The organism is Amycolatopsis sp. NPDC004772 (assembly GCF_053601215.1).
Genome location: NZ_JBSGBK010000101.1, coordinates 1 through 23,377, shown reverse-complemented (window position 1 = coordinate 23,377; position 23,377 = coordinate 1). Strand labels below are relative to the sequence as shown.

At 72.4% G+C, this 23,377-nt stretch carries 17 protein-coding genes and 1 pseudogene; 7 read left to right on the top strand and 11 right to left on the bottom strand.

What is annotated here, in order from left to right; genetic code table 11:
* Positions 1-8 precede the first annotated feature (8 nt).
* The 4 genes and pseudogenes from ACWEF6_RS37325 to ACWEF6_RS37310 all read right to left on the bottom strand — a co-directional run bounded on the left by ACWEF6_RS37325 (position 9) and on the right by ACWEF6_RS37310 (position 3,613).
* Positions 9-1,459, bottom strand: a pseudogene (locus ACWEF6_RS37325) (PTS fructose transporter subunit IIC).
* Positions 1,456-1,914: a PTS sugar transporter subunit IIA gene (locus tag ACWEF6_RS37320; RefSeq protein ID WP_449687272.1), complete on the bottom strand. Its 459-nt coding sequence runs from the start codon at positions 1,912-1,914 to the stop codon at positions 1,456-1,458. The pseudogene ACWEF6_RS37325 and the gene ACWEF6_RS37320 overlap by 4 nt, the downstream one beginning before the upstream one ends.
* A complete protein-coding gene (gene pfkB / locus ACWEF6_RS37315) occupies positions 1,911-2,855 on the bottom strand; it encodes a 1-phosphofructokinase (protein ID WP_449687271.1) in 945 nt (314 codons plus the stop codon). Before pfkB ends, ACWEF6_RS37320 begins: the two co-directional genes overlap by 4 nt.
* On the bottom strand, positions 2,852-3,613 hold the full coding sequence (locus ACWEF6_RS37310; RefSeq protein WP_310972861.1) for a DeoR/GlpR family DNA-binding transcription regulator: 762 nt from the start codon (positions 3,611-3,613) through the stop codon (positions 2,852-2,854). Before ACWEF6_RS37310 ends, pfkB begins: the two co-directional genes overlap by 4 nt.
* 103 nt (positions 3,614-3,716) lie before the next feature.
* Between ACWEF6_RS37310 and ACWEF6_RS37305 the strand changes: the two genes are divergently transcribed.
* Positions 3,717-5,327 (top strand): phosphoenolpyruvate--protein phosphotransferase, encoded by a 1,611-nt coding sequence (locus ACWEF6_RS37305; protein WP_449687270.1) that lies wholly within the window; start codon positions 3,717-3,719, stop codon positions 5,325-5,327.
* Here the strand turns inward: ACWEF6_RS37305 and ACWEF6_RS37300 are convergent.
* Entirely contained in the window at positions 5,269-6,240 is a 972-nt protein-coding gene (locus ACWEF6_RS37300; protein WP_449687269.1) for an SEFIR domain-containing protein, read from the bottom strand. The genes ACWEF6_RS37305 and ACWEF6_RS37300 overlap by 59 nt on opposite strands.
* 242 nt (positions 6,241-6,482) lie before the next feature.
* Between ACWEF6_RS37300 and ACWEF6_RS37295 the strand changes: the two genes are divergently transcribed.
* From ACWEF6_RS37295 to ACWEF6_RS37275, 5 genes are read left to right on the top strand one after another with little or no spacing between them, the layout of a single operon-like run.
* Complete coding sequence (locus ACWEF6_RS37295; RefSeq protein WP_449687268.1) at positions 6,483-7,052, top strand: TIR domain-containing protein; 570 nt, start codon at positions 6,483-6,485, stop codon at positions 7,050-7,052.
* Positions 7,053-7,055: 3 nt separating this feature from the next.
* Positions 7,056-8,669, top strand: coding sequence for a CATRA system-associated protein (locus ACWEF6_RS37290; protein WP_449687267.1), 1,614 nt, complete (start codon positions 7,056-7,058; stop codon positions 8,667-8,669).
* A complete protein-coding gene (locus ACWEF6_RS37285; RefSeq protein WP_449687266.1) occupies positions 8,666-9,307 on the top strand; it encodes a hypothetical protein in 642 nt (213 codons plus the stop codon). Before ACWEF6_RS37290 ends, ACWEF6_RS37285 begins: the two co-directional genes overlap by 4 nt.
* A gap of 2 nt (positions 9,308-9,309) precedes the next feature.
* A complete protein-coding gene (locus tag ACWEF6_RS37280) occupies positions 9,310-12,399 on the top strand; it encodes an ATP-binding protein (protein WP_449687265.1) in 3,090 nt (1,029 codons plus the stop codon).
* A gap of 24 nt (positions 12,400-12,423) precedes the next feature.
* Positions 12,424-12,972, top strand: a complete 549-nt coding sequence (locus ACWEF6_RS37275) for a dihydrofolate reductase family protein (protein ID WP_449687264.1) — start codon at positions 12,424-12,426, stop codon at positions 12,970-12,972.
* A 40-nt stretch (positions 12,973-13,012) separates the two neighbouring features.
* Here the strand turns inward: ACWEF6_RS37275 and ACWEF6_RS37270 are convergent, their stop codons facing one another.
* From ACWEF6_RS37270 to ACWEF6_RS37245, 6 genes are all read right to left on the bottom strand, one after another.
* Positions 13,013-13,963: a 3-oxoacyl-ACP synthase III family protein gene (locus ACWEF6_RS37270; protein WP_449687263.1), complete on the bottom strand. Its 951-nt coding sequence runs from the start codon at positions 13,961-13,963 to the stop codon at positions 13,013-13,015.
* Entirely contained in the window at positions 13,960-15,792 is a 1,833-nt protein-coding gene (locus ACWEF6_RS37265) for a ThiF family adenylyltransferase (RefSeq protein ID WP_449687262.1), read from the bottom strand. Before ACWEF6_RS37265 ends, ACWEF6_RS37270 begins: the two co-directional genes overlap by 4 nt.
* A gap of 383 nt (positions 15,793-16,175) precedes the next feature.
* Positions 16,176-17,012 carry an Asp23/Gls24 family envelope stress response protein gene (locus tag ACWEF6_RS37260; protein ID WP_449687261.1) on the bottom strand — a complete coding sequence of 279 codons (837 nt, stop codon included), beginning with the start codon at positions 17,010-17,012 and terminating at the stop codon, positions 16,176-16,178.
* Positions 17,013-17,239: 227 nt separating this feature from the next.
* Positions 17,240-18,463, bottom strand: coding sequence for an SGNH/GDSL hydrolase family protein (locus tag ACWEF6_RS37255; protein WP_449687260.1), 1,224 nt, complete (start codon positions 18,461-18,463; stop codon positions 17,240-17,242).
* Entirely contained in the window at positions 18,460-20,757 is a 2,298-nt protein-coding gene (locus tag ACWEF6_RS37250; protein ID WP_449687259.1) for a beta-xylosidase/alpha-l-arabinosidase, read from the bottom strand. The genes ACWEF6_RS37255 and ACWEF6_RS37250 overlap by 4 nt, the downstream gene beginning before the upstream one ends.
* Before the next feature lie 44 nt (positions 20,758-20,801).
* Positions 20,802-21,812 carry a LacI family DNA-binding transcriptional regulator gene (locus tag ACWEF6_RS37245; RefSeq protein WP_449687258.1) on the bottom strand — a complete coding sequence of 337 codons (1,011 nt, stop codon included), beginning with the start codon at positions 21,810-21,812 and terminating at the stop codon, positions 20,802-20,804.
* A 135-nt stretch (positions 21,813-21,947) separates the two neighbouring features.
* Between ACWEF6_RS37245 and ACWEF6_RS37240 the strand changes: the two genes are divergently transcribed.
* Entirely contained in the window at positions 21,948-23,243 is a 1,296-nt protein-coding gene (locus ACWEF6_RS37240) for an extracellular solute-binding protein (protein WP_449687257.1), read from the top strand.
* The last annotated feature ends 134 nt before the right edge of the window (positions 23,244-23,377 follow it).

Below are 23,377 nucleotides of genomic sequence, written 5' to 3'. Positions count from 1 at the left end.
GGACTCCTTCACGCGTTGACGGGTTGACCGGACACGGTGGCGGAACGTTCGACGGCCCGGAACCGCACCTGCTTGAGCGCGATCACCGACCCCGCCGCGACCAGCGTCCCGGCGATCAGCGCCACCAGGAACAGCAGCGGGTTGCCGATCAGCGGGAGCACGAAGATCCCGCCGTGCGGGGCGCGCAGCGTCGCTCCGAAGGCCATCGACAGCGAGCCCGTGACCGCCGAACCGAGCATGATCGAGGGGATCACGCGGAACGGGTCCGCCGCCGCGAACGGGATCGCGCCCTCGGTGATGAACGACGCCCCGAGCAGCCAGGCCGCGCGGCCGTTCTCGCGCTCGGCCTCGGTGAACAGCTTCTTGCGGACCGTCGACGCCAGGGCGAGCGCCAGCGGCGGCACCATCCCGGCCGCCATCACCGCGGCCATGATCTGCAACGAGCCCGTGGCGCCGGTGGTCAGCCGCCGACGGCGAAGGTGTACGCCGCCTTGTTGACCGGGCCGCCCATGTCGAACGCCATCATCAGGCCCAGCAGCGCGCCGAGCAGCAGGGCGCTGGCTCCGCTGAGGCTGTTGAGCCAGTTCGTCAGCCCGCTCGTCGCGGCCGCCATCGGCTTGCCGACCACGACGTACATCAGCACACCGACCACAATGGACCCGAGCAGCGGGTAGACGACCACCGGCATGATGCCGCGCACCGCCTTCGGCACCTGGATCCGCTTCAGCGCCAGCACCACCCCACCGGCCAGGAGACCGGCGACCAGGCCGCCGAGGAAGCCGGCACCGACGGTGACGGCGATCGCGCCGCCCACGAACCCGGGGGCGATCGCCGGGCGGTCGGCCATCGCGAACGCGATGAACCCGGCCAGCACCGGCACCAGGAAGTCGAACGCGGCACTGCCGATCTGGAACATCAGCGCGGCCCAGCCGGCCACCGACCCCGCGTCGAAGTGCTCGGTGACCTTCGGCGCGTCGACGATCTTGTAGCCACCCAGGGCGAAGCTCAACGCGATGAGCAGGCCGCCCGCGGCGACGAACGGGATCAGGTAGCTGACACCGGTCATCAGCCACTGCCGGACCTTGGTGCCGGCCTTGTCGTTGGCGCCGACCTTCGACGTGAGCTCCGGGGCGGCAGCGGCGGCGGGGGCGGGTTCCCGGGCCGCCGCCTTGGCGCGCTCGAACAACCCGGCCGCGTCGTTGATCGCGGCCTTGACCGGCGCCTCGACGATCGGCTTGCCGGCGAACCGGTCCCGGCCCTGCACCGCGAGGTCCGCGGCGAAGATGACGGCGTCCGCGCTCGCGATGTCTTCGGCGGACAACGGCTCGGACCCGGCCGAACCCTGCGTCTCGACGACGATCTCGTCGCCGTTGGCCTTGGCGGTCTGCTCCAGGGACTCGGCCGCCATGTAGGTGTGGGCGATCCCGGTGGGACAGGCGGTGATGGCGACGAACTTCACGAGGGGGACACCTCCTGGCGGATGTAGCCGGCGACGGCCGCGGCATCGGTGGCGTCGAGCAGGTGCTGCTTGAACTCCGCCCGGACGAGCCGCCGGGCGAGGGCGGCCAAGACCTTGAGGTGGTCGCTGCCGCCGCCTTCCGGCGCGGCGATGAGGAAGATCAGCTTCGCCGGGCCGTCCGGCGCGCCGAAGTCGATACCCGCGTCGCTGCGGCCGAAACCGAGCGTCGGCGCGGTGACCGCGGCCGAGCGGCAGTGCGGGATGCCGATGCCGCCTTCGAGCCCGGTGGCCATCTGCTCCTCGCGGGCGGCGACGTCCTCGAGGAACAGGTCGAGGTCGGTCACCCGCCCGGCGGAGACGAGCCGCTCGGCGAGCGCGCGGACGGCGCCGTGGGAGTCGGTCGCGGCCAGGCCGAGGTCGACCAGGTCGGCGGTGATCAGGTCTGGGGTGGTCATGCGGCGGCTCCGCTGAGGGTGAAGGTGGGATCGGCGTCGAGCACGCGCACCAGGTCGGGGTGCACGTCCTCCGGCGTGGGCATGCGGCTGCCCTCCTGCGTGACCGCGGCGGTGCCGTAGGCGACCGCGGTCCGCAGGGCTTGGGGGCCGGTTCCTCCCGCGTGGAGGAACCCGGCGAGTGCGGCGTCTCCGGCGCCGACAGTGCTGCGCACGGCCACCAGCGGGCCGAGCGCGTGGTGCGTCGCGGACTCCTCGACGAGGACCGCGCCGCGCGCGCCCAGGCTGACCAGCACGCGGCCGACGCCGCCGGAGATCAGCTCCCGGCAGCACGCGACGACGTCGCCGAGCAGCGGCAGCGGGCGGCCGGCGAGCTCGATCAGCTCGTCGAGGTTCGGCTTGAGCAGGTCCGGGCCGCTCGCACAGGCAGCGGCGAGCGGTGCGCCGGAGGAGTCGACGGCGACCTTCGCCCCGGCTTCGCGAGCGAGCTTCGTCAGCCGCGCGTAGAAGTCGTCGGGCACGCCGGCCGGCAGACTTCCGCAGCACACCAGCCATTCGCCGCGTACGGCGAGTTCGACGGCGCGGCGTTCGAGGGTGGCGAGCTCGGCGGAGGAGAACTCCGGGCCCGGCTCGTTGATCTTCGTCGTGGTCCCGTCGGCCTCGACGAGCGTGATGTTGCTGCGGGTCGACCCGGCGATCGGCACGGCGACGACCGGGACGCCTTCCGGGGCGAGCAGGTCGGACAGCCGCTCGCCGACCGGTCCGCCGGCGGGCAGCAGCGCGACGGTCGGGGTCCCGGCGGCGGCCAGCGCACGGGCGACGTTCACGCCCTTGCCGCCGGGGTCGAGCCGGACGGCTTCGGCCCGGTTGACTTCGCCGCGGTGCAGGCCGGTCAGCCGCAACGTCCGGTCGAGGCTGGGGTTGGGGGTCACGGTGACGATCACGCCAGCACCACCTCCGGGCCCGCTTCCTCGAGTTCGGCCACCGCGCCGGCGTCGATGCCGCTGTCGGTGACCAGCACGTCGATCTCGGCCAGCCGCGCGAACCGGCTGAGCTGGTCGGTGCCGTACTTGCTGTGGTCGGCCAGCAGCACCCGCTTGCGCGCCGCGGCGACGACGGCGGCCTTCACGGCGGACTCGGCCATGTCCGGCGTCGTGCAGCCGTGCTCGGCGGAAAAGCCGTTGGCGCCGAGGAAAGCGACGTCGACGAGCAGGCCTTCGAGCGCGCGGAGCGTCCAGGCTTCGACGGCGGCGAGCGTGGTCCCGCGGACCCGGCCGCCCAGGATGTGCAGCGTGATGCCCGGGCGGGTGGCGAGGATCGAAGCGACCGGGATCGAGTTGGTGATCACCGTCAGCTCGCGGTCGGCCGGCAGCAGCGTCGCGAGCCGGCTGGTGGTGGTGCCCGCGTCGAGCAGGATCGAGCCGCGGTCGGGCACCAGGTCCAGGGCGGCCCGGGCGATCGCGTCCTTCTCCGCGGCGTTGGTCTGGTCCCGCTGCGCGACCTCGGGTTCGAAGTCGAGCCGCTCGACCGCGACCGCGCCGCCATAGACGCGGCGAACCACGCCCTGGCGTTCGAGGACGCCCAGGTCGCGGCGGATGGTCTCGGGGGCGACACCGAGTTCGGCGGCGACGTCACCGACGTCGACGCGGCCGTCACGTCGTGCGCGTTGCGCCAGGAGCTGATGCCGTTCGGCGGCGTACATGCCCGTTCCTCTCCGATGTTTGCCCGTTGCCGTTTGATTGTGCCCGTTGTTACCGTACTGTCAATCCCCCGTTACGAGATCCTTTGCTCCTGGAGGTCCTGCAATGCCGCTGTCCGGAGTCGGAGTCAGCCCTGGCCGGGTCGACGGCCCGCGCGTCCTCGTGGCCGCTGACCTGCCCGAACCCGCTTCCACGCCCGCTCCGGCGGACCTCGAGGCCGAAGCGGGCAAGATCGGGCGGGCGGCGGCTTCGGTGGCGGCCGCGTTGTCCGATCGTGCCCGTTCCGTGTCCGGAGATGCCCGATCGGTGCTGGAGACGACGGCCGCGATGGCCGCCGACCCGGCGTTGACCGCGTCCGCCGAAAAGCTCGTCCGCACGCGCTCGCTCCCGGCGACGCGGGCCGTGTGGGAAGCGGCGGGGGAGTTCATGACGGCGCTGCAGGCCGCGGGCGGCTACTTGGCCGAACGCGCCCGGGACGTCGCCGACGTCCGAGACCGGATCATCGCGGCCCTGCTCGGCGTGGCCCCGCCGGGCGTGCCGGACCTGACGTCGCCGAGCGTCCTGGTGGCCCGCGACCTGGCCCCGGCCGACACCGCCGGCCTCGACCCGGATCTGGTCCTGGCGCTGGTGACGGCGGAAGGCGGCCCGACGAGCCACACCGCGATCCTGGCCCGGGCGCTGGGTATTCCCGCCGTGGTGGCGTGCGCCGGAGTGCTGGAGCTGGACAGCCCGGGCCTCGCGGTCGACGGGTCGGCGGGCACGGTGACGCCGTCGGACGGCACGGTCCGGCCGCCGGCCCGGACGTCCCGCCCGGTGTGGGACGGCGTCGGCCGCCTCGCCGACGGCCACCGCGTCAAGCTGCTCGCCAACGTGGGCTCGGCGGCGGACGCCTCGGCTGCCGCGGCGGCCGGCGCCGAAGGGGTCGGGCTGTTCCGCACCGAATTCTGTTACCTCACCGCGGCTTCCGAGCCGACGGAGGCCGAGCAGCGGGCGGCGTACGCGGCGGTGCTGGCCCCGTTCGCGGGCCGGCCGGTCGTCGTCCGCACGCTGGACGCGGGGTCCGACAAACCCTTGGCGTTCCTCCCGATGGGCGAGGAACCCAACCCGGCGTTGGGTGTCCGCGGCCTGCGCGTGGCCTTCGACCGCCCGGACCTGCTGGACCGCCAGCTGTCGGCGATCGCGGCGGCGGCCGGGGACACCGGGGTGGAGCTGTCGGTGATGGCCCCGATGGTGGCCACGGCGGCGGAGGCGGCGTGGTTCGCTTCGCGCGCCCGCGCGGCGGGGATCGCCCGGGTGGGCGTGATGATCGAGATCCCGGCGGCGGCGTTGTGCGCGCAGGAGATTCTCGCGGAGGTCGACTTCGTCTCGCTGGGGACGAACGACCTGGCGCAGTACGTGTTCGCGGCGGACCGCCAGCTGGGCGCGGTGGCGGCGCTGAACGACCCGCACCAGCCGGCGTTGCAGCGCCTGGTGGGCCTGGTCGCGCGGGCCGGCGCGGCGGCGGGCAAGCCGGTGGGAGTGTGCGGCGAGGCCGCGGCGGACCCGGCGCTGGCGCCGGTACTGGTGGGGCTGGGGGTGACGTCGCTGTCGATGAACGCGGTGGCCCTGGCGGGCGTGGGCGCGGCGTTGCGCGAGGTGGACCTCGAGACCTGCCGCGTCAGGTCACGGTCGGATCACCCAGCCCCAGCTCGGGTGGCCGGGCGTTCCGCGGGGTGACGACGACCGCCGCGGAACGGAGTGGTGATGCCTGTTGCGGCCGGGACAGCTCCAGCCGCAACAGGCGGGCGCCGGTCACCTCCAGGTCGATGACGGCGGGTTTCCCGGCCGAGACGTCGTGTTCGGACCGCGGGGTCCCGTCGAGGACCACGCGGACCCGGCCGACCTGGAACGCGTCCGCGGCGTCGTCGAGCACCCCGGCGACGGTGGTGAACCGCCGGTAGTTGCCGCCGAGGTCCAGTTCGACGAACCCCGGCCCGGCGACCGACGGCGCACCCGGCCGCACGACGATGCTCTGTTCGTAGCGCACGCCGCCGATGTCCGCGGCGGCGCGTTTCACGCCGTTGCCGGCGCACAGCCACGGCAGTTCACCCGCGGGCACGTGGTGTTCCTCGCGGGTTCCGCCGAGCCATTTCCCACGCCGGGGCATCGGGTACTGGCCCTGCCCGGTGATCGCGGCGAGGAGGTCCGCCACGCCGGCCGGGGTGAACTCGTCGACGTGGTACCGCGTCGTCGAGTGGCCGTTGAGGAACAACGGAATCTCGTCGACCGAGCGGCCGGGCAGGACGACGGGCAGCACCCGTTCGGTCTCCCGGCGCAGGTCCCGGGTGAGGTTGTCCCGGATGATCGCCGCCTCGAACTGGGCGCCCCGCCCCTCGTGGGGCAGCGCGGTGCCGTCGGCGCGGCGCTTGTAGTCCGGGGAGGCGATGACCACGATGAAGTCCGCCTTCTCGAGGTTCTCGGTGGCCCACAGCGACCAGTCCCGGCGCGTGTTGTCGTACCAGGCGTCGAGGTGCACGTCCAAGCCGATCTCCACGCGGAGGAACGAGGCGAACTTGTGCACGAGTTCCTTGTGTTCCGGGGTGTCGTGCGAATAGGTCACGAACACCCGGGGCGCGGCACGGTCGGGCATTGGCGCCCCTTCTCGTCGAGTCGGTGAATCACCGATCTCGGTGATCGGCATTCGCAATGCTGCCCTGTCATTTATCGGCCGGATGCGCGTTTGTCAAGCTTTTCGGAGTGGCCGGCGACGTTGTCCGCCGGTGGCCAGGTATTGGCATCTTTCTGTCCGGTTTCGAGCCTTCTCGCGGTGTGCGGGACCGGCCTAGGATGGGCCGTTGCCTGGTGGGGAGCGGTGAAGGAGCGAAAGCACGCGTGTACGAGTACGACGTGTTCATCAGCTATCAACGCGCCGGCCGGGACATTTCGGCGTGGGTGAAGAATCATTTCCGGCCCCGGCTGGCCGAAGTGCTCGACAACAACTTCTACCGGGACGTCCGGATTTTCTGCGACGACCAGGTCCGCACCGGCGCGAGCTGGGCGGGGGAGGTGCGCACCGCGTTGCTGCGCACCCGGGTGCTGGTGCCGGTGTGCTCGCCGAAGTACTTCCGGGACGAATGGTGCCTGGCCGAGTGGCATTCCATGGCCAAGCGGGAAGCGCTGACCACGCGCACGCGGCCGCTGATCTACCCGGTGATCTTCTGCGACTCCCGGAACTTCCCGGGATGGGCCCACGAGCGGCGCATGCGTGACCTGCAGCAGTGGAACCACCCCTTCGAACACTTCCAGGCCGCGCCGGCGTACCTCGACTTCAACCGCAAGATCACCGAGATCGCCGGCGAACTCGAGGAGCTCATCGAACGAGCGCCGGACTGGCGGGCGGACTGGCCGGTGGACACCCCGGCCCCCGAGCCGTCCCCCACGGCGCGGATGCCGAGGTTCTGACGGATGCCGGGGTCGGTGTTCACCTTCTACTCCTACAAGGGCGGCGTCGGCCGCAGCTTCACGCTGGCGAACATCGCCGTGCTGCTCGCCCGCTGGGGGCACCGGGTGCTCTGCCTGGACTGGGACCTGGAAGCCCCCGGCCTCGGCGACTACTTCCGGCCGCGGCTGCCGGGCAAGCCCCGCGGTGGTGTGGTCGACCTCGTCACCGGCTTCCGGGAAGGCCGGTTCGCCCCGGAAGCCCACGTGCTGAGGCTGCGGAAGGCCGGCGCGCTCGACTTCATCGCCGCCGGGCGCGAAGACGAGGGCTACATCGGGCAGGTCCAGGCGATCGACTGGGAAGGCCTGTACGACGAGGGGTTCGGCGAATACCTCGAGAAGTGCCGCGAGCAGTGGACGAACGACTACGACTTCGTCCTCATCGACAGCCGCACCGGGATCTCCGACATCGGCAGCATCTGCACCGCGCACCTGCCGGACCACCTCGTGGTGCTGTTCACGGCGAACCAGCAGAGCATCCGCGGGGCGATGGACCTCGCCGGACGCGCGGACCGGGCGCGGAACCTGCTGCCCTACGACCGCTCGCGGCTGACGGTGCTGCCGGTCCTGTCGCGCTTCGACAGCCGGGAGGAGTACGGCCGGTCGGAGGAGTGGCGGAAGACGGTCGTCGCGGAGACGGCCGAGCTGTACCGGGCGTGGCTCGACCAGAGTGTCGCCCCGGAGACGATGTCGCGGCACCTGACGCTGCCGTACGTGTCGTACTGGAGTTTCGGCGAGCAGCTGCCGGTGCTGTCGGAGAAGACGCCGAGCGCGGACCAGATCGGCTTCGCCCTCGAAACCGTGGCGGCGGTGATCGCCTACCGGCTCGACCGCACGGAACTGCTGGCGGAGAACCGCGATGCGTACGTGGCCGCCGTGCGCGCGAGCCACCGGAAGTTCAAGCACGAACTGCGGGTCAGCATCCCGCGGCCGTTCGTCCAGCCCGGCGGTGAGCTGATCGCGGAACTGGGGAAGCTGGGCGTCCGGGCGGTGAAGTCGCTGTCGGGCGACCAGTCGCTGCTGGAGCGGACCGAGGACGACGCCCGGCACCTGTGCCTGATCGTCGACGGCAAGGTGAGCCGCTGGCAGCAGGCCGAAGTCGAGCTCTTCCTCCAGCGGTCGCTCGGCCAGGACCGCCGCGTGATCCCGATCCTGACGCCGGGCACCGAGGCGGCCGGGCTCTCCGGGTACGTCGGCAACCTCCGCTACCTGCGGCTCGGCGCCCGCGGCCCGGCCGGCGTCGCCCAGGACCTGGTCGCCCAGCTCCGCGGCGGGACCCCGCCGGCCGAGGAGGACTCACCCCTTCCGGCGCTGCTCGCCCAGGTCCGCGGAGCACGGCTGAGCCCCTCCCGCTGGGTCCTGGTCGACGAGCTGGTGACGCACCTGCAGGCGACGGTCGAAGCGGGCGACGACCGCCAGGTCGACGAACTGGCCGCGGACCTGGCGGTGGCGGCCCGGCCCCGTTCCCCGAGCAGCGTCCCGACCCCGATCCTCGCGGACACCCGCCGGTCGATCGACCTGCTGCTGCGCACGCTCGCCCAGACCGCGACGAAGGCGAACCACCGGAAGGAAGTCGGATGACCGACCGCTTGGGACACAAACAGACCGCGGCGATGTTCACGCTGATGGTGCTGGGCCGCGAGGTGCCCAACCAGGAGCTGGCGGAGCTGGTCGGCTTCACGCTCACCGGCACCGAACGCACGGGGCTGAACAAGCTCGGCTACGTGGACAGCGACCGGACCGGGCCGAAGCGGAGTTACGTCCACGTGCTGAGCGACAGCGGCTGGGCCTGGTGCGAAACCGAACTGGCGGCGGGCGGTCCGCCGCCGCAACGGGGGCAGAGCCCGCTGGCCACGGCGCTGTACGTGATCCTCGGTGGGCTGGGGGAGTATCTGGAGCGCGAGAACAAGCGGCTCTTCGAGATCTTCGGTCCGGCGCCGGGTGCGAACGGTAAGCCGCCGGCCGATCTGGAGGAGCGCATCCGGGTCGCCTATCGCGAACTCGTGAAGGAGCCGCGCGGCTGGGTCGGGCTGGTCGACCTGCGGCCGAAACTCGGCGCGCCGGCCGCGGAAGTCGATGCGGTGCTCAAGGAGCTGAGCCGCACCGGGAAGGTGCACCTGGTCCCGGAGGACAACCGCAAGGCCCTCGAGCCGGCCGATCACGCGGCGGCGATCCGCATCGGCGGCGAGGACAACCACTTCGTTTCGTTCGAGGCGTGATCATGGACGAGCTCAAAGCACTCGCGACGCTGAGCTTCGACTGGGCGGACACCCCCGATCACGTCTGGCGGGACTCGCCCTACCACGTGGACGGTCTGCACGCCGACGCGCTCGCGGCCCTCGACACCGGCATCCGCGATGCCGTCGCCAGTGACGGGCCCAGCCCGATCGGGCTCGTCATGCGCGGGCTGAAAGGGGTCGGCAAGACCCATCTGCTCGGTCTCGTCCGGCGCCGGGTCCACCGCGCGCGCGGCTACTTCTTCCTCGACGACGTCACCGCGGCCGAAGCGTTCTGGGACAACACGGCCGAGGCGTTGCGCCGTGGGCTGGCCCGCCCGGACGATTCGGGTGAGTCGCAACTGCGGCGTTTCCTGCTCCGGGTGTGCCTGCGGGCCCATGTCGACGCCGAAGTCGAGGCGAGGATCCGGCGCGGCCGCGGGCTGACCGCCGGGGACGTGGAGGCCTTCGTCGACGGGGTCGGGTCGCTCGACGAGATGGTCGCCGACGAATGCGGGGACACCGCGCGGGCCCTCGTGCTCATCGCGAGCCGGGACCGCGGCGCCAAGTACATCGGCGAGGACTACCTCGACGGCGACACCGAACTGACTTCCGAAGCCCGGCAGTGGAACATCTACTCGCGACCGAAACCCGCCCGGGTTCTCGTCCAGGAGATCACGCGGCTGCTCGCTCTCACCGGGCCGGTCGTGATCGCCGTCGACCAGCTCGACACGCTGGTCGCGCGGTCGAAGCAGGGCATGCTGGGGGACGGCGTCGGCGACGACCTGCTCGTGGCGCAGATCGCCGACGGGCTGATGGGCCTGCGCGAAGTCACCCACAAGACTCTCACCGTGCTGGCCTGCCTGCCGTCCACCTGGGAGCAGATCCGGTCGAAGGCGGCGGGCACCGTCCCCGACCGGTTCCGGGAAACGGTGACGCTGGGCCGGATCACCGATGCCGCACTGGGCCGGGCGCTGGTCGAGAAGCGGCTCGGGGTGGCGTACGAGTCGATGGGCTTCACCCCGCCGCACCCGACCTGGCCGGTGGCGCCGGTGGCGTTCGAGGGTCCCTGGGAACAATGGACGCCGCGGGAACTGCTCAAGCGCATCGGCGCGCACATCGACGGGTGCCTGCGGGCCGGGCAGGTCCGGGAGCTCACCTCCTTCGACGAGAAGGCTCCGGTGCCGGTCGCGCCCCCGCGCACCGAGGTCGAGAACGACCGGTTCGCCGAGCTCGACGCCGAGTTCGAGAAGCTGCAGGCGGAGGTCGATCCCGGGAAGCTGCTCGGCGAGTCGATCGTGGATCGGATGATGCCGGGGCTGCTGTCGGCCGCCCTGCGGTGCTGGGTCACCGAGGTCGGCGACGACGACATGGAGTGGTCCTGTGAGCGCCAGGCCGGGCTGAGCGAGGTGCACGCCTGGCTGACCCGGACCCTCGACGAAACCGCGGACCTGCAGGAGCACTGGGTGTTCCGGGCGATCGCGGCCCGCGACCCGCGGGCGGCGCTGAGCCGGTTCCGCAAGGCGCGGTCCGAGGCGGGACAGCGCCAGGGCGTGGACAACCGGCACCTCGTCATCCTCCGGGACGCCTGGGGGCGCGGGGCCAAGACCCGCGAAGAGGTCGAGAAGTTCACGGCCGCCGGCGGCCGGACGATCCGGCTGTCCGACGCCGACGTGCGGACCTTCTGGGCGTTGCAGAAGCTGCTCGCCAACGGCGGCCGGGAGCTGCACGAGTGGCTGTACGACCGGCGGCCCGCCAGCCGGTCCGAGCTGCTGTCCGCCGTGCTGCCCGAGAAGCCGGGCGAACAGCGGCCCGGTGAAGCCACCCACCCGCCGCCCGCCGAAGGGGAGATCACGCTCGGGACCGTCGTCGGCTCCGGTGAGCCCGTGCGGATCGAGCTTTCCGCCTTGCGCAAGCACGCCGCCGTCTTCGCCGGTTCCGGATCCGGGAAAACCGTACTGCTGCGGCGGATCATCGAGGAATGCGCGCTCCTCGGCGTCTCCGCGATCGTCCTGGACCCCAACAACGACCTCGCGCGCCTCGGGGACGCCTGGCCCGAGCCGCCGGGCGGCTGGCGGAACGGTGACGCCGAGCTCGCCCAGCAGTACCTCGCCGAGACCGACGTCGTCGTCTGGACGCCGGGGCGGGTGACCGGGCGGCCGCTGGCCTTCCGGCCCCTGCCCGACTTCGCCGGCGTCCTCGACGACACCGACGAGTTCACCGCCGCCGTCGAGGTGGCCGTGGCGACGCTGGCCCCTCAGGCGCGGCTCACCGGGAGCACCGCGAAGGCCGGCATCGGGCTCGCGGTGCTCCGGCAGGCCGTCGTCCACCACGCGCGGACCGGGTCGCGCAGCCTGCCGGAGCTCGTCGAGCTCCTGTCCGACCTGCCCGAGGACGTCAGCACCCTCAACGACGCCAAGCGGATCGCCGCCGACCTGGCCGAAGTCCTCAAGGCCGCGATGGTCAACGATCCGCTCTTCGCCGGCGGTGGCGAGCCGGTCGATCCGGGCACGCTGCTCACGCCGGCCGAGGGCAAACGCGCTCGTGTCTCGGTGATCAGCTTCGTCGGGCTGCCCGCCGAAGAACAGCGGCAGAACTTCGTCAACCAGCTGCAGATGGAACTGTTCGCCTGGATCAAACGCCACCCCGCGGGCGACCGGCCGCTGGGCGCGCTGTTCGTGATGGACGAAGCCCAGACGCTGGCGTCGTCGGGGAGTCTCACGGCGAGCACGCGCAGCACGATCGTCCTCGCTTCCCAGGCCCGCAAGTACGGCCTCGGCCTGCTGTTCGCCACCCAGGCCCCCAAGGGGCTGCACAACCAGGTGGTCGGCAACGCGATGACGCAGTTCTTCGGCCGGCTCAACAGCCCGGCCCAGATCGCGGCGGCCACCGAGCTGGCCCGCGCGAAGGGCAGTCCGGTCGCGGACATCTCCCGGCTCGAGCGAGCGCAGTTCTACGTGGCGGGGGAGGCGTTCGGGTTCCGCCGGGTGGCGACGCCGCTGTGCCTGTCCCACCACCCGGCCGGCCCGTTGCGGCTGGAGGAGGTGATCGCGCGGGCCGTCGATCCGGACGGGGCTCGTTCGACGCGTCGGTAGTGAAACCGACCGGAGGAGTTCCCGATGATCCGCCTCTACATGACCATGTCCCTCGACGGCTTCGTGGCCGGGCCGGAGGATCGGCCCGGCCAGGAGCTGGGCCGCGGTGGTGGCCGGCTGTTCGACTGGATGGACCACCGGCACGGGGACGGCGCCAGCGCGCAGATCTACCGGGAGGCGCTGGCGACCGGCGCGCTCATCTCCGGCCGCCGGACCTTCGAGCTGGCCGGCCGGTGGGGCGGCGACCACCACGACGGGGTGCCGATCCACGTGCTCACCCACCACATCGATCCCACCGACACCCCGCCGGGCAGCGCGCGGTTCTTCACCGACGTCACCGCGGCGGCGGAAGAAGCTCGTGCCGCGGCCGGTGATCGCGCGGTGATGGTGCACGGGGCCGGGGCCGCGCAAGCGTTGCTGGCCGCGGGTCTGCTGGACGAACTGGAACTGCACGTCGTCCCGGTGCTCCTCGGCGAAGGACGGCGGTTGTTCGACGGCACCAAGGCGGAGCTCGAGCTCGTCCGCCGCCTCGACGACCAGGGCGTGCTCCACCTGCGCTACCGGGTCCGGTGACGCGGGCGGCTCCGGCGCGGAAGCCGGAGCCACCCTCAGCTCAGCCGTGGCGGAAGCACAACGTGCCCCACTGGAAGCCGGCGCCGATCGACGACACCACGTACGTGTCGCCCGGACGCACCTCGCCCGAGGCGAACCGGGCGTGCAGGGCCGTGAACACCCCCGCCGATCCCGTGTTGCCCAGGCTGTCCACCGTGATCGGGGCACGGGACCGGGACACGCCCAGCTTGTCCAGCGCCGCCGTCAGGATGTTCAGGTTCGCCTGGTGCAGGAAGAAGTGGCTCACCTCGTCCACCGGCACGTGCGCGTCGTCCAGCGCACGCAGGATGCTGTCCGGCAGGCAGCGCGTCGCCGTGTCCCACACCGCCCGGCCGTTCATCTTCAGGGAGGCGCCGGGCGCCGGGATTTCCACCTCGTAGGACAGTTCCGCGCCGAAGTCCCAGCCCAGCAGGCCGGCGCCCGGGGCGGCCCGGGTGAGGACCGCCGCGCCCGCCGCGTCACCGAAGAACACCCTCGTCGTGCGGTCCGCCGGGTCCGTCACGCGGGACGCGCAGTCCGCCGCCACCACCAGGACCGTGCGGGCCGCCGAGGTCTGCAGCAGGTGCGCGGCCAGGAACAGGGCCTGGACCCCGTTGGCGCACGCCGCCTGGGTGACGTCGAGGGCGAGCGCCCGGTCGGTGCCCAGCAGCTCCTTGACGATCAGCGCCGTCGAGGGCAACGGCTGGTCGGGGGTGTACGTCCCGACGATGACCGCGTCGACGTCGCGAGCGGAGACGCCGGCCGCCGCGAGCGCGGGGCGGGCGGCGGCCGCGCACATGTCCGAGGTCCTGCGGTCCGCGGCCAGGCGGCGGCGGGTCCGGATCCCGGTGCGGCCGACGATCCACTCGTCCGAGGTGTCCAGCGTCGCCGTCAGTTCGGCGTTGGTGACGACCTCCGGTGGCAGGTGCACGCCGGTGCCCGTGATCGCCAGCGGAACGGCCAGCGCGCTCACGCCGTCCCGCCCGCGTAGACGTTGCGCGACGGGTGCAGCTGCTGTTCGAGATCGGTGTAGAAGCGGCCGGACTCGCACGGCAGGCCGAGCAGGATGCGGCGGGCGGCCTCGCCGCACAACGCGCCACCGAGGGCCACGCCGGACGCGAGCTGGGGCCAGCTGCTCAGCGTGCGGCCCAGTTCGCCGAACGACGCCTTCAGCTCCGGGCTGATCCGGTCCGCGTCCACCATGGCCAGGATCAGCTCGGTCCTGGCCGCCGGCGCCGGCTCCAGCAGATCGACCGACTTGACGTCGCCGAGCAGCCCGTGCAGCAGGGGCCGGTCGGGCTCGCGGTCGAAGCGCTCGACGTCGAGCATGCCGCGGTCGTTGCAGTCCATCACGACCGGGATGCCGAGGTCGCGGGCGTACTCGCGGGCCGCGATCTTCACCCACGGCGTGTCGCACTCTTCGACGAGGAGGTCGAGACCACCGGCGAAGAACCGCTCGATGGTCTCCGGGGTCAGCCCGGCCGGCTCGATCTCGACGTCGAGGTACGGGTCGATCTCGGCCAGCTGCCGGGCCGACAGCACCGCCTTGTTGACGCCGAGCTCGTGCACCCCGCCGCGCAACCGGTTCAGATTGGACAAGCCGAAGTCGTCGAAGTCGGCCAGCCGGAACGCACCGCCGATGCCTTCGAGCGCCAACGTCAGCGCCGCGCTGTTGCCGACCGACAGGCCGATGACGCCGATCCGCTTGCCGAACAGCCGCCGCTGGTCGGGCCGTTCGATGCGGCCCCGGTTGCGGTCGGTGCGGACCAGCCGGAACTCCTCGCGCGGCAGCACGTGCACCAGCCGCCCGGACCACGGGTACCACGCCCACGTGCCGTACTCCCACGGCGGCGCGCCGGCCAGTTGCTCCCGCTTCTTGCGTTCGATCTCGCCGCGGTCGCGGCACGCCGGTTCGCGGCTGCGGACCAGTTCGGTGAGCTGGTCGTCGATCGTGTCGTGCAGTTCGCGGACGTTCCCGGACGCGAGCAGCGCGCCGACGTCGGCGGCGGTGTGCAGGACCGGCCGGTACGTCTCCCGGTCGGGCGAGGCGGCGCCGGACGGGGTGACCGGTGCCCCGCGGCGCACCGGCGGCGCGGGCAGCAGCGGGGCCGCCCCCGCCGCCGCGATGACGGGGAATTCGTCGCGCAGCCGGGTGACCAGGTCGTGCTGCCGCCCGCCGCCGTCGGCGACGCGGTGCAGCATGATCACGACGTCTTCGGTGTACTGCGGGACGTACCGGCGGGTGCCGGTGACGGGCCGGAACCCGAACCGTTCGTGGAACCGGTCCTGGCCGTCCTTCGTGCCGGAGGTGCCGATCATCGCCCGGGCGCCCAGGTGGTGGGCCGCGCCGATCGCCAGCGCGTTGAGGTGGAGCCCGAGACCGAGCTTGCGGGCGCGGTGCTCGACGACGAGCCTGCTGTGCTCGAACACCTCCCCGGCCGCGAAGCCCTCGGCGGCCAGGAGTTCCTCGTAGCGCTCGTCGCCGAGGAAGTCGCGGGACTGGAACAGCACGCCCGAGTCCGGTGTGGACAGCCGGATGTACCCCAGCGGCGGGCCGCCGGGGCTGCGCCGCGCGAGGAAGTGCCAGGCGCCGAAGTCCAGCTCCTGGTCGTCGGTGTGGGTGCCGTCCGGGCGGAGGAACGCCGGACGGCGGCCGTGGTCGAACAGGATGCGGGCACGCAGCGCGCGGACGGCGTCGAGCAGCGGGTGGCCGTCTTCGCCCGGCTGCGGTCCGCGGAACGCGGTGACGTGCCAGTCGGGCGTTTCCGGCGCGGGCGCGCCGGGGTGGTTCAGCGGGGTCAACTGTCGCCTTTTCTCCGGAAGTGCCGGACGGCAACGGAAAGCCGCCCGGGAGAGGCCTCGGCCGGGGCGTGGGTGGGGACGCCGACCAGGGCGGCGGAACGGTAACAGCGCCCGGGGGTACCGGTCCGATAACGGCGGCCCGGCCGGGAAAACCTTTACCGAGCCGGGAAGATCGACTTCGCGTGACCGCGGCGCCCGGTTCCGGTGAAGCGTGGCCGCGGTGACCCACACGAACGAGTGGCAGCGTGCTGCCCGTGCGCAATCAGGGATGGGAACGCCGGGGTTCTCGGAGGCGGCGTGCTCGGAACGCTTCACCCCGGCGGGGGAGTCCGGCGGCCGCGCCGGGTGCCCGGCCCCGCGTCCGGGACCGGGCACGGCGGGGATCAGTCCGCTTCGGGGAAGTGGATGTCGGTGACGTGGACGTCGACGACCTCGACGTCGAGACCCAGGTACTGCTCGACCGCGTCGATCACCGCGACGCGGATCTGCTCGCCCAGCGCCTTCACCGCGTGGCCGAACTCGACCACCACGGGGATGGTGACCCAGGCGACGTCGTCGGCGAGCTCGACCGTGATGCCGTCCTCGGCGACGCTGTGCACGCCTTCGGTCTGCGCGGCGATCCGCACGACGATCTTGCCGACGACGCCGTCGGCGATCGTGGTGCTGCCGCGGCTGCCCGCGGCGGGCCGGGCCGCGGCCGCTTCGGTCTCGGCGGCCACCACGACCGGGGCGGCTTCGGCCACCGGCTCGGTCTCCGCGACCGGCTCGGTCTCGACGGTCTCGGCGACCGGCTCGGTCTCGGCGGCCTCTGCGACCGGCTCAGCCGCAACAGTCTCGGCCACCGGCTCGGCTTCGGCGGCGTACTCGACCGTGTCCGAGTCGGTGTCGTCCCCTTCGGTGTCCTCGGCGGCCGCCTCCTCGTCGGTCCCGGTGACGTCCTCGTCGCTCTCGTCAGCCTCGGCCTCGTCGGCTTCGGACTCCTCGGCGGACTCGGCCTGGTCGCTGTCAGCGGCTTCGTCTTCGGCGGTTTCCGCGGCGGTTTCGCTGTCGGTTGCGGAATCCGCCTCCTCGGCAACCGTCGCCTCGTCGGTCTCGGGAGCGCTTTCGGCGGGCGCCTCGGCGACCTCCGGGGCGGGCTCGGCCGCGCCGTAGGAGTACCCGCCCGCGCCGGCGGTTTCGTTCTTGGGGCGGCCGAAGATGCTGTTGATGACGTCGGACATGTTTTCCCTTTCCGGGAGCGACGACTACCTGTGGGGACAGCAGACGGGCGACATGTTAGGGGACGGCCCGTGACGTGCGTCACGGGCCCCCGTCTTCGAGACTCGCTTGTGTCCCAACAGATATCCGGCCGATCACGGTCCGTCAGACCGCGTTCGGCGGTCGGTGATCACGCGGCGGGAGGTACGTCCTGGAATTGTCTTCTTTTTGGCGCTTGACTATTCTGCGGTCATTTCCGGAAAAGGACGGCCGGAACGCTGGACCCGAGGGCCTGGTACCCCGCCGGGTTGAGGTGCAGGTGGTCGCCGACGTCGTAGGCGGGCAGCAGCTGGGCCGGCTTCGCCGGGTCGCGGGCCACCTTGTCGAAGTCCAGCAGCGCGTCGAAGTGGCCCGGCTGGCGGATCCACGCGTTGACGCGCTGACGTGCTTCTTCCCGGGCCGGGTCGTCGTAGCCGGTGTTGCCGCCGAACGGCGTGATCGTCGCGCCGTACACCTGGATGTCCTGGGCGTGGGCGCGGACGAGGATCTGGTCGTAGGCGTCGATCAGCTGCGCCGCCACGTCGGCGGCGGCCTCCGGGGTGGCCGTGCCGATGTCGTTGACGCCCTCGAACACGATGGCCCAGGAAACCCCGCTGGTGGACAGCAGATCGCGGTCCAGGCGGGCCAGCACGTTCGGGCCGAGGCCGTCCTGCAGGACGCGGTTGCCGCCCGCCGCCTGGTTCACCACGGACACCCCGTGCAGGCGCGCGGCGAGCACGTTCGGCCAGCGGTCGTTGCCGTTGGTCGTCGAGCCGCGGCCGTCGGAGATCGAGTCGCCGATCACCGCCACCGCGGACGCCGGGGACAGCACCTCGATGCCGCTGAGGAAGTACCAGTGGTCGACCGGGGTCGCGCCCGGCAGTTCGAGGTCGGAGACGTGGTTGCCGGCCAGGAGGTACGACGTCGTGCGCGAGCCCGGGTGCGAGGTGATCGACGTCGAGGCCTGGCCGTGCGCCAGGTACGCCGTCACCGCGATGTTCTCCAGCGACCGCACCGGGAACGGCAGCGGGTCCGACACGACCTGCGCGCCCTGCGGCACCGTGGTCGACGGCTTGCCGTGGAAGGTCACCGGGAGGACGCTGCCCGGCACCACGGAGGAGACGCCCGCCGCGCCGGCGACCGGGCGCGCCACCGTCACCGCGGTCAGCGGCAGCGGCGCGCCGCCGAAGGCGTTGGAGAACCGCAGCCGGATCCGCGGGCCGCCCACCGTCACCTGCGCCGTCTCGCGCAGCGATGCGTTGTCGAGCACGCGATCGGTGCCGGTGAAGGGCGCCGGCGGCAGGTTTCCCGGCTCGGTCAGCTGGGGCATCGACGTCCACGTCGCCACCCAGCCCGACGGGGCGGGGCGGCCGGAAGCGCCGACGAAGAGCACGGTGAGCACGGCCAGGCAGAAGATCACCAAAGGACGTTTCACAACGAGAACTCCGGGGTCAGGACCCGGTCCGCGCCGACGACGCGGCGTGCCCCGGTCAGCGTGCAGTGCAGGGTCGTGACGATCTGTTCGCTCGACGTGCCCACCCGCAGCTCGACGTCGCCGGGGTCGACCTGCCGCTGCCGCGCGCGGCCGGTGTAGGACGTCAGGTCGGCGTGCAGGGCGATCTCCAGGACGCAGGTTTCGCCCGGCGGCAGGGAAACCCGGCGGGCCGCGATGAGCTGGCGCTCCGGCCGGGCCACCTCGGCCACCGGGTCGTGCAGGTAGACCTGGACGACTTCGGACGCCTCGCGCCCGTGGTCGTTGCGCAGCGTCACCCGGACCCGGCAGACGCCGTCGGTCGGCCACAGCGAGCCCGTCGCGCTGACGTCGAGCCAGGTCACCGGCCGGTAGGACAGCCCGTGCCCGAACGGGAACAGCGGCGAAGGATCCACTGTGGACACCTCGCTGCGCCGGCCGAGCGGCGCGGCCAGGTAGGTCGAGGGCTGGCTCGCCCCGGCCGCCGGGAAGCTGACCGGCAGCCGGCCGGCCGGGTCGAGCCGGCCGCTGAGGACGTCGGCCAGCGCGCCCGCGCCTTCTTCGCCGGGGTAGAAACCGCAGACGACCGCGGCCAGCCGCGGCAGCTGGCGGGACAGTTCGTACGGCCGTCCCGAGAGCAGCACGACGACCACCGGCTTGCCCGTGTCCAGCAGCGCGTCCAGGAGTTCCTCCTGACGGCCCGGCAGCCGCAGGTCGGCCGCGTCGCAGCCTTCGCCGGACGTCCCGCCGCCGAACAGCCCGGCCCGGTCGCCCAGCACGGCCACACACACCGACGCGTCCTCGCACGCGGCCACGGCCTGCGCGATCCCGTCGTCGTCGCCACCGGTGACCGGGCAGCCCAGCGCGTAGGTCACGTCGTAGGTGGAGCTCAGCGCCTCGAGCACGGTCGGCACCGAGACGCCGAACGGCACGTCGGGGTGGTGGACGCCGACGTGCAGCGGGAACGAGTAGCAGCCGAGCATCGCGCCCGGGGTGTCCGCGCGCGGCCCGACCACGGCGACGCGGGTGCCGGGGGAGAGCGGAAGCGTGCCGTCGTTGTGCAGCAGCACGATGGACCGCTCGGCGACCTCGCGGGCCAGCGCCCGCGATTCGGCGTCGTCGAGGTCGATCTCCTCGGGGACCTCGGGTGCCCAGTCCGCGTCGAGCAGGCCGAGCTCGCACTTCTGGCGCAGCACGCGTTCGAGGGCGCGGTCGACGGCGGCGACATCGACCGCGCCCCCTTCCACCGCGGCGAGCAGCGGCTCGCCGTAGCAGTCCATGGTCGGCAGCTCGACGTCGATGCCCGCGGTGAGCGCCTGCCGGGCGGCGTCGGCGCGGTCGGCCGCGACACCGTGCAGGCGGTGCAGGAACGCCACCGAGAAGTAGTCGGCGACCACCGTGCCGTCGAAGCCGTAGGTGTCCCGCAGCAGCTCGGTCAGCAGGGCCGGGTCGGCGGCCCCCGGAACGCCGTCGACGTCGGTGTAGGTGTTCATCACCGACCGGGCGCCGGCCCGCAGGGCCTGTTCGAACGGCGGGAGCAGGACGTCGGCGATTTCGCGCGGGCCGGCCGAGACCGGGGCCAGGTTGCGCCCGGCGCGTGAGGCGGAGTACCCGACGAAGTGCTTCAGCGTGGCGACGATGCCGGCCGATTCGAGCCCGGCGACGTACGCGCTGCCGATCGTCCCGACCAGGTAGGGGTCCTCGCCGATGGTCTCCTCGACCCGGCCCCAGCGCAGGTCGCGCGCCACGTCGAGGACCGGTGCGAGGCCCTGGTGCACCCCGATCTCCCGCATGGTCCGCCCGATCTTCTCCGCCATCCGGCGGATCAGGTCCGGGTCGAAGGTCGCGCCCCACGACAGCGGGGCGGGGAAGATGGTCGCCTGCCACGCGGCCAGCCCGGTCAGGCATTCTTCGTGCACCACCGCGGGAATCCCGAACCGGCTGCTGGTGACGATCTGCCGCTGGGTGCGCGCGAGGCTGTGCGCGCCGATCACCGGGTCGACCGGCCGGGTGCCGAACGCGCGGGTCAGCTGCCCGATGCCGTGCCGGACCAGGTCGTCGAGGTCCACCGCCGCGTCGACGAAGTCGTGCTGGTGCGGCGCCATTTCGCCGCCGGAGTCGATGCCGACCCAGACCCCGTAGAGCTGGGCGAGCTTCTCGCGCAGGGTCATCCGGGCCATCAGGGCGCGGACGCGCTCGCCCGGGTCGGCCGCGGGGTCGCGCCACGGCTCTCCGGCCGTGGTGGGCTGCGTGGTCAAGGCTGGTCCGCCCTTCGTCTGGGGAGGAGTGAGGAGGGGGAGGTTCAGGGGAGGGCGCGGGTGGAGTGCCGCACCACCAGGCCGGTGTCGAGCGTGACGTGGGTCCGCTCGACCTCGTCGCCGTTGATCAGCGCGATGAGCATCCGGATGGCCCGGTGCCCCATCTCGCGGATCGGCTGGTCCACTGTGGTCAGTGGCGGGCTGCAGAGCGCCGACTCGGGCACGTTGTCGAAGCCCACCACGGAAAGGTCGTCGGGCACGGCGAGCCCGAGCTCGCGGGCCGCGCCCACGGTCGCGATGGCGGAGATGTCGTTCGCGGCGAACACCGCGGTCGGCCGGTCCGGGCCGGTCAGCAGGGCGTGCGCCGAGGCCGCGGAGACCTCCGGGTCGTAGGCGCCGATCCGGATCAGGTCCTCGTCGGGCGCGATGCCCGCCGCCGTCAGAGCCCGCAGGTACCCGGTCTTCCGCAGTTCGGCCGACTGCAGGTCGGGCCGGCCGGCGAGGAACGCGATCCGCCGGTGGCCCAGGTCGAGCAGGTGCTCGGTGGCCAGCTGGGCGCCGCGCAGGTTGTCCGAGTCGATGGTCGGCAGGTGCGACGGCCCGGTGTGCGGGTCGACGGCGACGACCGGCGTGCCCGGCACCGCTTCCAGCGAGACGGCGGGGGTGACCAGCACGGCGCCGTCGACGAGGGTGCCGCTCAGCCGGGAGAGGTAGCGCTTCTCCCAGCCCACCGGGTCTCCGGTGCGGCCGCCCGCGGAGTAGACGACGAGTTCGAAGCCGCTGCCGCGGATGGCGTCCGCGGCTCCCTTGAGCAGCTCGGTCGAGAACGGTTCGAGGTCGGCGACCAGGATGCCGATGACGTTCGTCCGGTGGTTTCTCAGGCTCTGCGCCACCAGGCTCGCTTCGTAACCGAGCTCTTCGATCACGGCGCGGACTCGCGCGAGCGTCGCGGCGGAGACGCCGTAGCGCTCGTTGATCACCTTCGAAACCGTGGCCACCGAGACGCCGGCCCGGGCGGCGACGTCACGGATGGTCACCCTGGAACTGGGCTGCATCGGCTCAGACTAGCCATAGAAAACGTTATCGACAACGATTGACACGGCATTTGTCCCGGGAGCAGACTCTTCGCCAACCCGGGCGCGGAAGCCGCCCCGTCCAACTCGGCCGAAGCTGTCAGGAGTGGACCCACGATGTTTGTGAAACGCCGGATCACCGTTCTCGCCGCCCTGGCGGCCATTGCCCCGCTGGCGCTGTCCGCGTGCAGCGGGGGGAGCGAAACCCCCGCTCAGCCGAGCGGCCCGGTCACCTTGACCTGGTGGCACAACGGCACCACCGACCCGATCAAGTCGGTCTGGGCCCAGGTGGTCGCCGACTACCAGAAGGCGCACCCCGAAGTCACGATCAAGGCCCAGCCGCTGCAGAACGAGGACTTCAACACGAAGGTCCCGCTCGCCCTGCAGTCGGCCGAGCCGCCGGACATCTACCAGTCCTGGGGCGCGGGCGACCTGGCCGGGCAGATCACCTCGGGCAAGGTCGCCGACATCACCGAAGACACGAAGTCGTGGATCGAGCAGGCCACCGGCAAGTTCGGCGAGAAGTGGCAGGTCGACGGCAAGCAGTACGGCGTGCCGTTCACGCAGCACTTCGTCGGCTTCTGGTACCGCAAGGACCTGTTCCAGCAGGCGGGGATCACCACCCCGCCGAAGACCATGGACGAGCTGAACGCCGCCGTCACGGCGTTGAAGGCCAAGAACATCGCGCCGATCTCGGTCGGCGGCAAGGACCGCTGGCCGGATGCCTTCTACTTCAACTACTTCGCCATCCGCGAATGCTCGACCGCGGTGCTCCAGCAGTCGGTGAAGGCGGTCAAGCTTGAGGACCCGTGCTGGACGAAGGCCGGGCAGGACCTCAAGAACTTCCTGGCCACCGAACCGTTCCAGACCGGGTTCGCCGGCACACCCGCCCAGCAGGGCGCGGGCAGCTCCGCCGGCCTGGTCGCCAACGGCAAGGCCGCGATGGAACTGCAGGGCGACTGGGAGCCCGGCACGATGTCGTCGCTGACCGAGGACAAGGACCTGGACTCGAAGATCGGCTGGTTCCCGTTCCCGACCGTGGCGGGCGGCCAGGGCGACCCGGCGGCCGCGCTCGGCGGCGGTGACGGATACGCCTGCACCACCCGGGCCGCCAAGGCGTGCACGGCCTTCCTGCAGTACCTGGTCAGTGAGCCGGTGCAGACCGAGCTCGCCGCGAAGGGGACCGGCCTGCCCGTGAACGCCGCGGCCGCGAAGTCGCTGAAGACCGACGTGCTCCGGCAGGTCAACGACTACGGCACGAAGGCGCCGTACGTGCAGATGTACTTCGACCGGGCCTTCCCGACGGCGGTCGGCGCCGCGCTGAACGACGCGGTGGCCAACATGTTCGCCGGCCAGGGCACCCCCGAAGGCATCGTGACCGCCGTCAACCAGGCCGCGGCGGGCAACAAGTGACCACGGCGACGACCCCGGCGCGGGCGGCGGGGGGGGCGCCCCCGCCGCCCGGGGGGGGGTGGCCCAGCTCCCCCCCAGCCCGGGCCCGCCCGCCACGCCCAACGCCCCGGACGCCGCCGCGGCCGGGTCCCCGG